General features: G+C 39.5%; 15 protein-coding genes. 7 read left to right on the top strand and 8 right to left on the bottom strand.

Annotated features, from left to right (window positions below):
* Nucleotides 1-25: 25 nt before the first annotated feature.
* On the top strand, nt 26-1,228 hold the full coding sequence (locus B879_RS02480) for an exo-alpha-sialidase (protein ID WP_193786157.1): 1,203 nt from the start codon (nt 26-28) through the stop codon (nt 1,226-1,228).
* A gap of 8 nt (nt 1,229-1,236) precedes the next feature.
* On the opposite strand, the gene B879_RS02485 is transcribed toward B879_RS02480, so the two are convergent.
* On the bottom strand, nt 1,237-2,076 hold the full coding sequence (locus tag B879_RS02485; RefSeq protein WP_009183561.1) for a hypothetical protein: 840 nt from the start codon (nt 2,074-2,076) through the stop codon (nt 1,237-1,239).
* Nucleotides 2,077-2,236: 160 nt separating this feature from the next.
* On the bottom strand, nt 2,237-2,710 hold the full coding sequence (gene rlmH / locus B879_RS02490) for a 23S rRNA (pseudouridine(1915)-N(3))-methyltransferase RlmH (protein ID WP_009183562.1): 474 nt from the start codon (nt 2,708-2,710) through the stop codon (nt 2,237-2,239).
* Between the two features lie 212 nt (nt 2,711-2,922).
* Between rlmH and B879_RS02495 the strand changes: the two genes are divergently transcribed.
* A complete protein-coding gene (locus tag B879_RS02495) occupies nt 2,923-3,423 on the top strand; it encodes a fasciclin domain-containing protein (protein WP_009183563.1) in 501 nt (166 codons plus the stop codon).
* A 52-nt stretch (nt 3,424-3,475) separates the two neighbouring features.
* Here the strand turns inward: B879_RS02495 and B879_RS02500 are convergent, their stop codons facing one another.
* Nucleotides 3,476-3,949 carry a YcxB family protein gene (locus tag B879_RS02500; RefSeq protein WP_009183564.1) on the bottom strand — a complete coding sequence of 158 codons (474 nt, stop codon included), beginning with the start codon at nt 3,947-3,949 and terminating at the stop codon, nt 3,476-3,478.
* A 170-nt stretch (nt 3,950-4,119) separates the two neighbouring features.
* Here B879_RS02500 and B879_RS02505 point away from each other — a divergent pair, with 170 nt between their 5' ends.
* Complete coding sequence (locus B879_RS02505; RefSeq protein ID WP_009183565.1) at nt 4,120-4,350, top strand: hypothetical protein; 231 nt, start codon at nt 4,120-4,122, stop codon at nt 4,348-4,350.
* Here B879_RS02505 and B879_RS02510 read toward each other — a convergent pair.
* Both B879_RS02510 and B879_RS02515 read right to left on the bottom strand, forming a co-directional pair.
* On the bottom strand, nt 4,347-4,766 hold the full coding sequence (locus B879_RS02510) for a Fur family transcriptional regulator (protein ID WP_009183566.1): 420 nt from the start codon (nt 4,764-4,766) through the stop codon (nt 4,347-4,349). The two genes, B879_RS02505 and B879_RS02510, sit on opposite strands and share 4 nt — an antisense overlap.
* A gap of 169 nt (nt 4,767-4,935) precedes the next feature.
* Nucleotides 4,936-7,467 (bottom strand): zinc-dependent metalloprotease, encoded by a 2,532-nt coding sequence (locus B879_RS02515; RefSeq protein WP_009183567.1) that lies wholly within the window; start codon nt 7,465-7,467, stop codon nt 4,936-4,938.
* 116 nt (nt 7,468-7,583) lie between these two features.
* Here B879_RS02515 and B879_RS02520 point away from each other — a divergent pair, with 116 nt between their 5' ends.
* Entirely contained in the window at nt 7,584-8,705 is a 1,122-nt protein-coding gene (locus B879_RS02520; protein ID WP_009183568.1) for an NAD(P)/FAD-dependent oxidoreductase, read from the top strand.
* Here B879_RS02520 and B879_RS02525 read toward each other — a convergent pair whose 3' ends face one another.
* A complete protein-coding gene (locus tag B879_RS02525) occupies nt 8,706-9,596 on the bottom strand; it encodes a UbiA family prenyltransferase (protein WP_009183569.1) in 891 nt (296 codons plus the stop codon). It abuts the gene before it with no gap.
* Between the two features lie 87 nt (nt 9,597-9,683).
* Here B879_RS02525 and B879_RS02530 point away from each other — a divergent pair, with 87 nt between their 5' ends.
* From B879_RS02530 to B879_RS02540, 3 genes are read left to right on the top strand one after another with little or no spacing between them, the layout of a single operon-like run.
* On the top strand, nt 9,684-10,760 hold the full coding sequence (locus B879_RS02530) for a type III polyketide synthase (protein WP_009183570.1): 1,077 nt from the start codon (nt 9,684-9,686) through the stop codon (nt 10,758-10,760).
* Complete coding sequence (locus B879_RS02535; protein WP_009183571.1) at nt 10,757-11,473, top strand: methyltransferase domain-containing protein; 717 nt, start codon at nt 10,757-10,759, stop codon at nt 11,471-11,473. Before B879_RS02530 ends, B879_RS02535 begins: the two co-directional genes overlap by 4 nt.
* Before the next feature lie 29 nt (nt 11,474-11,502).
* Complete coding sequence (locus B879_RS02540; protein WP_009183572.1) at nt 11,503-12,345, top strand: mechanosensitive ion channel family protein; 843 nt, start codon at nt 11,503-11,505, stop codon at nt 12,343-12,345.
* A gap of 42 nt (nt 12,346-12,387) precedes the next feature.
* Here the strand turns inward: B879_RS02540 and B879_RS22865 are convergent, their stop codons facing one another.
* Nucleotides 12,388-12,564, bottom strand: coding sequence for a hypothetical protein (locus B879_RS22865; RefSeq protein WP_009183573.1), 177 nt, complete (start codon nt 12,562-12,564; stop codon nt 12,388-12,390).
* Nucleotides 12,565-13,017: a hypothetical protein gene (locus tag B879_RS02545; RefSeq protein ID WP_238542070.1), complete on the bottom strand. Its 453-nt coding sequence runs from the start codon at nt 13,015-13,017 to the stop codon at nt 12,565-12,567.
* Nucleotides 13,018-13,161 lie beyond the last annotated feature (144 nt).

Here is a 13,161-nt window from a genome sequence, read left to right on the forward strand (position 1 = left end):
CACTAGGTGGACTGCTCTGATCTTTTTGGTCTCAATTATTGCTTTTCTATCCTGTAAAGAAAAAACTTCAGACTTTCATTCTGAATCCGCTCTATTCAAAAAGGGCCCCGAAATAAAAGCTATATCTGCTGACATACATTTACCACACCTTTTCGTATCCCAAGACAATATTTATCTCTCTTGGGTAGAAAGTGCACAAGGGTACAACCAATTCTTTTGGGCTATTCTGCAGGAAGATGGATTGGGTGAAAAAAAATTGATTCAGGCAGGAGAGGATTGGTTTGTCAACTGGGCAGATTACCCACAAGTTAATTTCTTTAATGATGGCAGTTTGATGGCTACTTTTCTCAGAAAAAGTGGACCTGGCACTTTCGCATATGACATTTGGTATACTTTAAGCCCCGATACACATAACTGGACTGAACCTAAGGTATTACATGATGATCAAACCCAAACTGAACATGGATTCATTTCTATGAGTCCTTGGAATGAAAATATGCTCATCACCTGGCTTGATGGCAGAAATACAGCTTCTCAACATTCCCACAACGGTCATGAGCATGAACATCATGGACAAATGACCCTAAGGGCAGCACTGCTCAACGCTGCAGGAAATAAATTAAATGAATGGCTGTTGGATGATAGGGTTTGCGATTGCTGTCAAACAGGAACTACAGTGACTGATAAGGGGCCTATGGTGATTTTTAGGGATAGATCAGAAAGTGAAATCAGGGATATCGGTTTCGTTAACTGGCGTGATGGCCAATGGAGCGATCCACATCCTGTATATATGGACCTTTGGGAAATCGCTGCATGTCCTGTCAATGGTCCCCGCATTTCCAGCTTTGAAAATCAATCGGGAATTGCATGGTTCACCGCTTCAAAAGGGCAACCTGAGGTCAAAATCATTTTCTCGGGAGACCAAGGAAAAACCATGTCAACACCGGTACGCTGTGACTTAGGCAATCCAATTGGAAGGGTAGCTATAGAAATGTTAGATCTTCAAACAGCGTTTGTCGTATGGATGGAGGATCAAAGGATCTTGGGCAGGACCGTGAGTACCTCAGGGAAATTAGGACCTCCATTGGAACTGACGAAATCATCAGCAAATAGATCCAGTGGCTTTCCTCAATTAAAAAAAGTAGATGATAGGTTATGGTTGGCTTGGACAGATGACAGTAACGAACAAAAAGAAATAAAAACTTTATCTATTAAACTGGATAAATGAAAAAATAATCAGTATTGCCCCACTCCCACATCAAGTACAACAATACCAAGCAACATTTCCATCTTCTCTTTCATGTCGGCAATCCTTGAAGAAGGATAGAGATAAGCAGCTTTAACCAACTGTATGTAAGAGGCCTGATAGGCTTTTTGGTTAAATTTCAGAACAGCATCGTTATAATATTGCAAGCCTGCCAATTCTTTAATACCAATTTTGTTGAATATAACTGAAGGCTTAGTATCGTCATTTATTCCCCCCAATACACTTGGCATGCGAACACCTTCTTGTGAAAGCGCGGTGGTAAAAAATTTCTTTTCGAACTGTAATATTTCACTTTCACCCAACAGCAGCCCTTTCAAAGGAAATGTACTTTCCATAATAAAAGGGACACCATTAAATTTTCCTTTCAAATATACATGCTCCTCAGTTTCGATTATGGAATAGGGAATTTCATAACGCTCTAACAATAAAGCATACAACCCAGTACCAGTAACACAATCATAAATCCCGTCAGTCAATGTAGTGGAAAAATTGACATGTGTTTGGTATTGATGCAACACCAACTGATGGGTGATGTAAAAAATATCCGACAGCAAACGGACCTCACCCGTATTTTTTCTAAAACGTCTATCTAATTTCTTTAAGAGTTTATCCCATTTTTTGTAGGATTCACTTTCAATAGGCTCAAGCGCCTGAAGTAAATAAAATGGATCTGATTTATACTTCTGAAAATATTCTTTCTCCTTAGCGTCCTCAAAAATATTGAGCTGAAAAGTCACAAAGTTATCCTGCGCCATGGAGAAATGACTCCAAAGCATAACAATTGCTCCTATCACCACAATCCTTGACATCTAATGAGTTTTCAAGCATTAAAGATTATTTTACATAAAATTAACAAAAATTTAACATAAGGAAAATTTTAATGTGATTTTGTTAACATTCCCTTAACATTGAAAAATGGACACTTGTCCCGGAAAAAAGTGAAAATTCTTTTTTTGAACTTAGGAAGCTTTATTGATGGTGATAAGGTTCGTTCCTTAAAATAGTAAATGCACGGTAGAGTTGTTCTACAAAAAATACACGGACCATTTGGTGGGAAAAAGTCATTTTTGATAAAGATAACTTTCCATTGGCTCTTTGAAAGACCTCTTCTGAAAAGCCATAAGGCCCACCAATTACAAATACCAACTGCTTAAGACCAGCATTCATTTTCTTTTGAAGAAATGTTGAAAAATCTATGGAGCTATATGACTTACCATTTTCATCCAACAGAATAAGTTCATCAGATGGCATGACCCGCTTTAAAATCAACTCCCCCTCTTTTTCTTTTTGAACAGTTGAACTCAGGTTTTTGGTATTTTTGATATCCTGAATGAGCTCCAATTCAAACTTGATATAATATCCCAAGCGCTTGCTGTATTCATCCATCAATTGCTGAATGGCGGAATGATCTGTTTTCCCTACAGCTAAAAGTTTGATTTGCATCCCACAAAGTTAAGCGGCCTGCGGAATTTTGCCAAAAATGAGTCAACTACGGCTACCATTCATCATATTTTTTTGGCCCAACCCTCTTAATTTGTAGATCAACTCCAGAATATGGTAGTTCAATGAATCACTAAAAAAATTATTAATCTACTGAAAAACAAATGGATAGCATTTAGACTTTTATTAGTATACTAACCAAAACTATTATTCAAATGAAAAAATTATTGACCTTCGCCATGTTGGTTACATTTTTTGTAACCTCCGCATTTACTGCAAACAAAAACGCTACCATCTACGATGAAAATGACATTGTTGATCTAGCTGTTCAAACTGATTTTCTATCCACTTTGGTTGCTGCAGTTCAGGCAGGTGACTTGGTAGATGTATTAAAAGGAGATGGGCCATTCACGGTATTTGCTCCGACCAACGAAGCTTTTGCCAAACTTCCAGCCGGAACTGTTGAAAACTTATTGAAGCCAGAAAACAAGCAGATGTTAGTATCAGTACTTACTTATCATGTAGTGCCTGGAAAAGTATACGCTAAAGATTTAAAGGATGGCATGAAAGCCAAAACAGCTCAAGGTGCAGAGATTACTATCACCTTGAAAGATGGAAAAGCGATGGTGAATGATGCCACTGTATCTACAGCAGATATTGAAGCTTCCAATGGCGTGGTACATGTCATTGACGCTGTCATTCTACCTCCAATGTAATATAACTGTGTTTTAAAAAAAAAGAGCCTGGAATGTTATCCTGGCTCTTTTTTTATTTAAGCAATTCTTTTCTCCTCAAAATGGTTTCTACAAATTTCTTGTCATTTTCAGAATTGAATATCTTAAAGGGCAAATGGATAAACTGGGCTTTAGACATGGTCAAGATGAAAGCATCCTTGTTCAGTTCTGCATTTTTGATCATATCCCATTTTATTGGCATCCCTTGCTTAGTGTTCAATTTCATCAATATCTGACGGCTATCTATTTCATAGGCCATTTTTTCAAAAATCACTTTATTCTGCTCCATTTGGGTAACGCCTGCAAATTGGATAACCCAGAACAACCAATATAAAACATAGGCCAAAATGGCCATGCTGATCCACCACCACGATGGAATCCAAAAATACCCACAAGCTATTGCTACAGCAATCAATCCTACCCACCATTGCTCTTTTAAGATATTGATCAACCCTAATTTAATATAGGTACCTGTTTCTAACTGATATTTCTTTGTCTTTACTATCATTACTGTTTTTTATTGCGTCCGCAAATATCAGATTATATCCATTATTTCACAAATTCAGCGCGATTGGTTCAAAAAAAATTATCTTTTCTCTAATCAAAAATGGATCTTATTGGTTAAGACATTGACTTCTAAGTACAAAAGTATTAACTTAAGGACAAATTCGATGTATTATGAGTAGCCTAGTAGTAGATTTGGTTTTGTGTGGTTTCGCCTACGTGGTGTTGATTTATTTTGTGGCTACTATGACAAAATCAAAAATTTCAAGAAAAAACGGTAATAATGATGATGGTGATGGCGGTGTAGAAGATTTTTCCCCACCAAAAATTGATTTACCCCCAGGTGTAATTTGGCCATCAGATGGTCCTAAAAGTAAAAAGCCAGCAGAGCCTGTTGAAATTTAGTTGCATTGATTACAGATTCCTGTAACCAATAGATTCACCTCTTTATTTACATATCCAGCTGGCAAATTAATTTGGGGCAAACTTACTTCGTCGATGCATATGGTACGTCCACATGATTCACACTTGAAATGTACATGTTCATGATCGTGTGAATGAGTTCCTTCATGTCCGTGAGCACAGAGGGCATATTTGGTTGCCCCGCTATCATCCAGCACCTTATGAATGAGATCGGTTTCCAAAAAAGTCTTTAGTGTACGGTAGATGGTTACCCTGTCAAAAGCCTCTTGTAACACGGCTTCTAGATCAGCATGCGAAAGTGCTGATTTTTTTTCAATAAAAGTCCGTAGTACTTCTCTGCGGCAACTCGTGATTCTAAGTTGATGATCCTTAAGAATTTTGACAGGATTTTGGCCCATTTTGATATAATTTTTACACAAATGTAAAAATAGGGATATTTTTCATAATGAAAAGTAACCCTAGGCAGGCCCAAAACCAAAATCCGGTGACCAACCCACAACCAAGCTATTGCATTTTAAGGTTCAGTCACCGGATAATTCACTGTTATAAACTTATATTATAGGGAAATTATGGTTCTAAGATTGCTTTGATCCTTTCAAGGCTATCCTCTAAATGTATTTTTGATACCCTATCGCTTGTTCTTGGAATGGCAGCTGAAATCTGACGCTGAAGCGTCTTCAACTCTGCCCTTGCCATGGGCCGTATGTCAGATTGGGACGCATTGATCTGAGGGCCTACCCTTGAGCGGAATTGGGCAGGTACATTGGGTTCATTTCCTGTCAAAAGCAATTCAAGCCGCTCAATGTGCGCCCTTTGCAGACTTCTTCTATGCACGTCAATTTTCTTACCGGCTTGCAGTTCTGTCCAAATTCCCGCTCTCAGATCATCGAAAAGCTCAACCATACTGTAGGCTTTATTTCCATTGATGGCTTCATTTTCAATCATTCTGCCTAATCTGCCCCACTCCAAAATACCGTTCAAGCTGTTAACCTGTACACTTCTGATCCTTTCCAGGTTACCAAAATCACCAATTCTGCTGATAATATCATCATCCATCAACCAGCTTGGGGTGGCAAACAATTCTTTATTCAAGAACTGCACAGCTCTTTTTTGGGTAGATTTATCCACGTGAGCATATACCGGTTCACCCTGCCCGGCCGATTTGTATAATTCATAAACACCGCCAACATTTGTTCTCACATGACCCATATAACGGTTGTACTGACCAATCACCTGACCGTACATTTCGTTGAGGTCGCTGTAATCTTTAAAAGGCTTATCTTCCTCTGCAGTCCAATCCATTAAATTGGGCAGAATTAATTTTAAGTTCTTAATTCCATAATCAGAAGCCTTCATGGCATCATCACCCAGGTCTTCGCTTTGAGCACTTGGGTCATAAGGGTTTCCCTGTCTTCCAAATCTATATATGGGGTCATCTTGCTTTGCCAAAATCCATTCATCCAAAACAGGCTGTTCATCTTCAGGTGTTTTAGCATCCAAAATCGGCTTATATCCCCACATGATAGAATATTTATCATAGGGGCCCACATCAGGCATCAACGATACCCCCTCATCCTCAGGCTGGGCGATGTAGTTAAATCGGGCATAATCCATGATGGAAGGTGCTGTGCCAAATTTATGAGTAAAGCTTGCCGAACGTAGGGAGTCTACCGGATATGCATGTGAAGAAGCGAAATTGTGCGGTAAACCTAATGTATGACCAACTTCATGGGCCGAAACAAAGCGTATCAACCTGCCCATCACTTCATCACGGAAATTTACCCCTCTGGCTTCAGGATTCACTGCGGCTGTCTGGATGAAGAACCAGTTTCTCAATAAATTCATCACATTGTGATACCATCCAATATCGGCTTCAATGATTTCTCCTGACCTCGGGTCAGATACGTGTGGCCCATAGGCATTCTGAATATCTGAAGCAAAATAACGGATGACAGAGTATCGGGCATCCTCAGGGCTCCATCCTGGATCTTCCTCCGGAGAAGGAGGGTCCTTGGCTATAATGGCATTTTTAAAACCCGCCTCTTCAAAAGCAACATTCCAATCCTCTACACCCTGCTTCAAATACGGTATCCATTTTTCAGGAGTCGCAGGATCAATGTAAAAAACAATTGGCTTCTTGGGCTCCACCAATTCGCCATTTCTGAACTTTTCGTAATCTTCCTCCTTGACTTCCAGTCTCCATCTATTGAGATAGGTACGACGGCTGGCCCTCTGTACATCCAAACCATAATCAATGACTGAACGTGTAAACCAACCCACTCTTCTGTCAGCAAGACGCTGCATCATAGGTTCCTCAGGCAATAATACCATGGAGGAGTTCATCTCCACTGTGATCAAGCCAGTGCTGCCATTGGATGGTGGCTCTGTAGCAGCATAAGTCATCACATACCTAGCCTCAATATTCATTGGGTAAGGACTGATTCTATCTATATAAGAACGATCATTGTCCAATCGGGTCACTTTAAATTGGGTCCTCCTGTTTCTTGGTAATCCCAAAGCCTGTATATCTTTGCTAAACAAATCTGTTACCTCAATCACTACACCTTCTTCATCTTTTGACTTTGCTTTAACGTCAAACTTTTGTAAGATGGGTTCAAGATTGGAATTCCTAACAGCAGTAAAAATAGGCAAAGAGTCTGATGCCGTATTACTGTAAGAAACAACTTTAAGCAATATATTATCCCCATTTCGGTCCCATCTTACCAACAGCGTGTTGGTTCTTTCCCCGCCATATCCAATGCCATCTGCAGTCTTGGCAATGGTGGTCACGATCAACATTTCTCTGCCCATAAGGCTATCCGGGATTTCATAAAAGTACTTCCCCTCGATTTCATGCACCTTAAAAAGGCCTTCTTTTGATTTGGCTTTAGCGGTGATCACTTCCTGATAAGGCTTAATGCCATTCCTCGGGCTTGCAGGCCTAGCAGCCTGTGGGCTTGCCTGAGCAGCTGCAGGTTGGTTTTTTTGGTCTCTTTTCTTTTTTCTCTGGGCCATAGCATCTTCACTTGCCATCAAAAACCCTAGAAACAAAAGAAAAAGAAACCCAACTTTACGTCTCATTTGGGTAAACTTCTTCATAACTTAACGGTTGACTATTATATTAAACTTTTGAAATTAACTCTTGAAAACCGCTTCTTCTTAAAATAATACAAGCAAATTTGATGAACGGCTTATCTTTCGAATAAAAGGCATACATGGGTAAACATCAATGGGACATCATCGTCATCGGAGGCGGGCTTGCAGGAATCATCGCTGCCCATCAGTTGGCTAAAGCAGGAAGAGAAGTCCTCCTGATTGAAAAAAAACAATACCCTTTTCATCGGGTATGTGGAGAATACATTTCCAATGAGGTCCGTGACTTCTTAAAACAGGAAGGTTTATACCCAAATGAAATCATCCCAGCTGAAATCTCAAAATTCCGCCTCACTTCTGTAGAAGGGCAGCTTGCTGAAATGGCGCTGGATCTCGGTGGATTTGGTATCAGCAGGTATTACCTGGATGAATTTCTATTCCAAAAAGCCCGTTTGGCCGGAGCCGAAAGTCTAATCCAAACACAGGTAGAGTCCGTCAATTTCAATAAAGATGAAAATCTTTTTGAGGTAAAAATTCAGGACGGAAGTATGGTTTTTGCCAAGCATATACTGGGAGCCTTTGGCAAAAGATCCAAAATTGACAAGGCATTGGACAGGAGTTTCATGAAAGAGAAATCTCCATTTATAGGTGTCAAATACCACGTAAATATCGATTACGATTCAGACCTTGTTGCACTGCATAATTTTGAAGGAGGGTATTGTGGCATCAATCGTATTGAGGACAACAAGTTTAACCTTTGCTACTTGGGCTCAAGGCAACAGCTCAGGGAGTTTGGCAGTATCCCTGAGATGGAAAAACAAGTCCTTCACAAAAATCCACATTTGAAGCGAATTTTTGAAAACGCTTCTTTCCTTTTCGAAAAACCAGAAGTCATCAATGAAATCAATTTTTCTCCTAAAAAACCTGTAGAAGACCATATTCTCATGTTGGGTGATGCTGCTGGTCTGATCACCCCACTCTGTGGTAATGGCATGGCCATCGCCATACATACGGGAAAACTTGCAGCAGAAGCTATTGTCCAAAACCAAGATAGAATGGCCATAGAAAGACAATATGCCAAGGCCTGGACCGGACATTTCAAAAAAAGGCTTTGGGTGGGAAGGAAAGTCCAGTGGTTATTCGGTTCTCAGGCTGTATCCAGCTTTTCTGTAAGTTTAATGCATCACTCTAAATTTATGGCCAGTGCCATCATGAAAAATACCCATGGAAAACAAATTGCCTGATTATAAAACTTGAAGAATCTGGGTATTTTCAAGAAAATACCAAATGAAAAAGGCATTAAGTGATAGTCCTGAAATCCTGTTCATCCACATGGCCCATGAATAATTAGCAAACCTTTTTTCGTCCTTTCTGACAAATACAAACCATATACTGAAGTACAATATCACCGGCAACAAGGCCAGTAAAAAAGCATAAAAAGCATCGATCTGAGCCCTTGAAGAAAAATACCATGCAAAACCTATTCCTGCTACCAGAAACCAAATGGCGGAAAAAGAAAATGTTCCCTTGACCCCAAGCTTCAAACTCAAAGTATTATCTCCCCTTTTTGCATCTTCTTCGTGCTGATATATCTGGGTCAAAGGGTAGGAACCCCATAACATCAGAGAGGTCAGTAAACCAGGAACTAATACATGGGACTTATAAAATACATCCCAACCAAAATCACTAAGTCCGGCATAGGCCATGCAAAAGGTAAAACAACCCTGAAAAAATCCAGCAATGATCCAGCTTCCATAAGCATATTTTTTCAATCTTATAATAGGATGGCTGTAGGCCATTGAAACCAGACCATAAACCAACAGCATGCTGGCAAACTGCCAATTGATCAGCCAACCCAGCACCAGGGCAACAATAAAGAAAAGCAGGGACAAGTAATACAGGCCCAGTGATACTTTGGGCGGCTTCCTAAGACCACCGATACTTTTTTCATCTTTATCAAAATAACTGTTGTATCCATTGCTGGAAGGATATAAAAATAAATGCAATGCCAAAAAAACCAAAAAAAGCCGCTCTGGGTTATGATTGGGCGTCAAAGCAAGTGCAAAAAAGAAAACCGGCATCAGATAAAAAGAAAAGGAAATCCTTAAATGCAACCAATTAGACCATTTAAACATAAATGAAAATTTTATTTTTAACTTTTGCTAACAGTAGATGTTTAATCTACGCATCCCAATTTAGAAAAATAAGTTTAACTTGATTCAATGAACAATCAAATACTAAGCATCGGTACAGCCAATCCCGGCGAAGCCATTCCGCAAATGATGATCAGCGATTTTATGAAAATTGCACATGGCCTCGAAGAACGGGATTCAAGGGTACTGAATTTTGTATACAAACAATCTGGCATTAAGCAGCGTTACAGCGTCCTTGATGACTTTAGATATGATAATCCTGAAAATTTTGTGTTTTTCCCAAAAAACAAGATGCTTAACCCGTTCCCTGGAACAAAACAAAGAATGCAGGTATTCCAATTCTCCGCATTGAATTTAGCCAAAAATGCCATCTTGGAATGTCTGAAGAATGGATTGGTTTATCCGAATGAAATCACACATCTGATTCTGGTATCCTGTACCGGCATGTTTGCTCCAGGGCTGGAATTGAAAATCATACATGAGATGGGATTCAATGCGAACATTGAAAGGTATTCGATACATTTTATGGGCTGTTATGCTGCTTTCAATGGTCTTAAACTGGCTGACAAAATTTGTAGTTCCACCCCAAAAGCAAAGGTATTGGTGGTTTCTGTGGAATTATGCACCATTCATTTCCAAAAAGAATACACGGAAGATAACCTTCTTGCCAATGCGATTTTTGGTGATGGAGCAGCTGCGGCTTTGGTAACTCGGGAATCAGAAGGTTTACAAATCAAAAAATATGATTCCCAGCTCTTCAAAAATGGAGAGGAAGATATGGCCTGGTCCATCGGGGATTTTGGATTTGAAATGCGGTTGAGCAAATATGTGCCCGACTTGCTTTTCCAAGGACTGCATCAAATCCAAAACCATTTGGAAAATGTCTTCCAACTTTCTGAAATTCGCAACTTTGCCATACATCCTGGGGGAAAGCAAATCCTACAGAAAGTAGAAGAAGCATTTGGCATCCATACCGAAAACAACAGGTTTTCGCATGATATTTTAGAAAACTGTGGAAACATGTCTTCTGCCTCTATACTTTTTGTCCTTAAAAAGTGGTTGGAGGCGGATGAGCGTTCTGGACCATTATTGGCTATGGGATTTGGACCTGGACTGACTTTGGAAACCATGTTACTGGAAAAATGATGACCCTGTTTTCCAGAAGAAGCGTGCAAAAAGAATGGATGGATGATCTCGGGGCAGAGGGGGAGGTTTTAGAACAAACCTTAAAAGAATTAAAAACGATCAATCGGTTATTGGGTGGAAATTATGTTACAACTTCTGCTTTGCAAAAAATCGTTGAACATTACCCCAAAGGCCGATATACCATAGCAGACATTGGATGTGGTGGTGGAGATATGATCCGAATTATGGCTAATTGGGCCAAAAAACAAGGGTTAACCTGCCGATTTATCGGGATTGACGCCAATCCCAACATTATCCGAACGGCCAAGGAAAACCTTAAAGACCTTCCCAATGTGGACTTTGCTTGTCAAAATGTGTTCGACGATACTTTTTTAAATGAAAAAGTTGATATCATCACCTGCACACTTTTTACCCATCATTTTACCGATGAAGAGTTAGAATTGCTCTTCAAAAATTTCAAAAACAAATCAAATTTATGCCTGATAATCAATGATTTACACAGGAACCCCTTAGCCTATTACAGTATCAAAATACTTACGCACTGGTTTTCCAAATCCCCCATGGTGAAAAACGATGGCCCCTTGTCGGTATTAAGGAGTTTCCGCAGAAATGAACTGAGTCATTTGATTAAAACTGCAGGATTCCATAGTTTTGAGATACAATGGAAATGGGCATTTCGATGGAGGGTCATCGCATTTTCTGCAGGTAAATGAATTTTCTTATTTATTATAACCATTAAAACATGGAAGAACTAAACCTTAACGATCTGTCAAAAATTCAGGAAAAAGCCATTGACATGGCCTTCCAATTTGGACCGGTCTTATTGAAAGCTGTCATACTCCTACTCGCGGGTAGGTTTGTGATCAAAATGCTCATCAGGCTTCTTACAAACGCACTTAGTAAATATGAGGTTGATGCATCTTTAGCCACTTTCTTTAAAAGCTTTTTATCGGCCTTATTATGGGTCCTTTTGATCATATCCATAGCTACCACCTTAGGCATGCAAATGACCTCCTTCATCGCCATACTTGGTGCAGCAGGTTTGGCAGTTGGTCTGGCACTTCAAGGATCATTGGCTAATTTTGCGGGTGGTGTCTTAATCCTTGTTTTTAAACCTTTCCGGGTAGGAGATACTATTGAAGCTCAGGGAACTTTGGGGTCAGTGGAAAGTATTGACATCCTTTACACTAAAATCAGAAATTTTGATAATAAAGTGGTCACAATTCCCAATGGGGCACTCGCCAATAATGCGATAACCAACTTTTCTTTAAAACCGACCAGACGGGTCGATATGAGTGTGGGTGTAGCTTATGGCACAGACTTGAAAAAAACCAGAAAAGTTATATTGGATATTCTCAATAAAGATGAAAGGGTTCATGAGGACCCTGCTCCAGTAGTTTATTTTGGGAATTTCGGGGATAGTTCATTAGACCTTACCATCCGGTGCTGGACAGATGCAGCAGATCTTTGGCCAGTATACTGGGACAGTATGGAAGCCATCAAAGAAGCTTTTGAAGCCAATGATATCGAGGTACCTTTCCCACAAAGAGATGTAAATCATTACTATCCGGAAGGGAAAAAATAAACCGCCAACCTATATAAAAAAGGCCGGCATTTGCCGGCTTTTTTATTGCTTCTTATTTTGATCATCGGTTTTTGATTTACTGTCTTTCTTTTTTCTGTCCGAAGCACAACCAAGATTATGCTTCAGGTCAATTTCTTCGGGCAGTCCTCCAAAACCATCACTGAAGTCCCATTCCTCAGCTTCATCTTTTTCGATTTTAGTAGGCTTTTGTTTTTTCATCTATTTATCTAAAATCAGTTCAGCATCCAATAAAATGAAATTGAGTTCCTCAATGTCCTCTTCATTTAGCTTCAACCTGCCTTTAATCTTAACGATTTCATCCATTTTCACCCGCCTGCTGGGCTTTTTCTTTAAATAGCCTACTACGATGCTTTCTGGTCCCGCACCACCACAAAAAAAACATTCAGCATTGGGAAACTTGGACACCACAGCAATTTCACTATTGTTCATTTCCAATGGTATGTAAAAACCTGACATCGTCACCAACTTGCCCTCAAAAGCCTTCAGCTCATCAGGAAATTTGGGGTATAAAAAATACATACCAAACTCCCTGTTCAATTTTTCTACAAACCTGGTTTTGGCAAATAAAGCCCACATATTGTCCTCTCTTAGCGTAAATGAACTGGCCAAAATCAGGACTGCAAGACTTCCAATTAGTAATTTTCTCATCATTATATCAATTATTGAACAAGACTTCAGATCAAATGCCAAAGTCTATTATCAACCACCATCATTCAATTGAAGAGAACACGATATGAATGAGATAGTTCAAAGGTAAACATATTTCTAACTTAAATGCAACATTATTGCATAAAT

The sequence above is a fragment of the Cecembia lonarensis LW9 genome (assembly GCF_000298295.1).
In the GTDB taxonomy this organism is placed as follows: domain Bacteria; phylum Bacteroidota; class Bacteroidia; order Cytophagales; family Cyclobacteriaceae; genus Cecembia; species Cecembia lonarensis.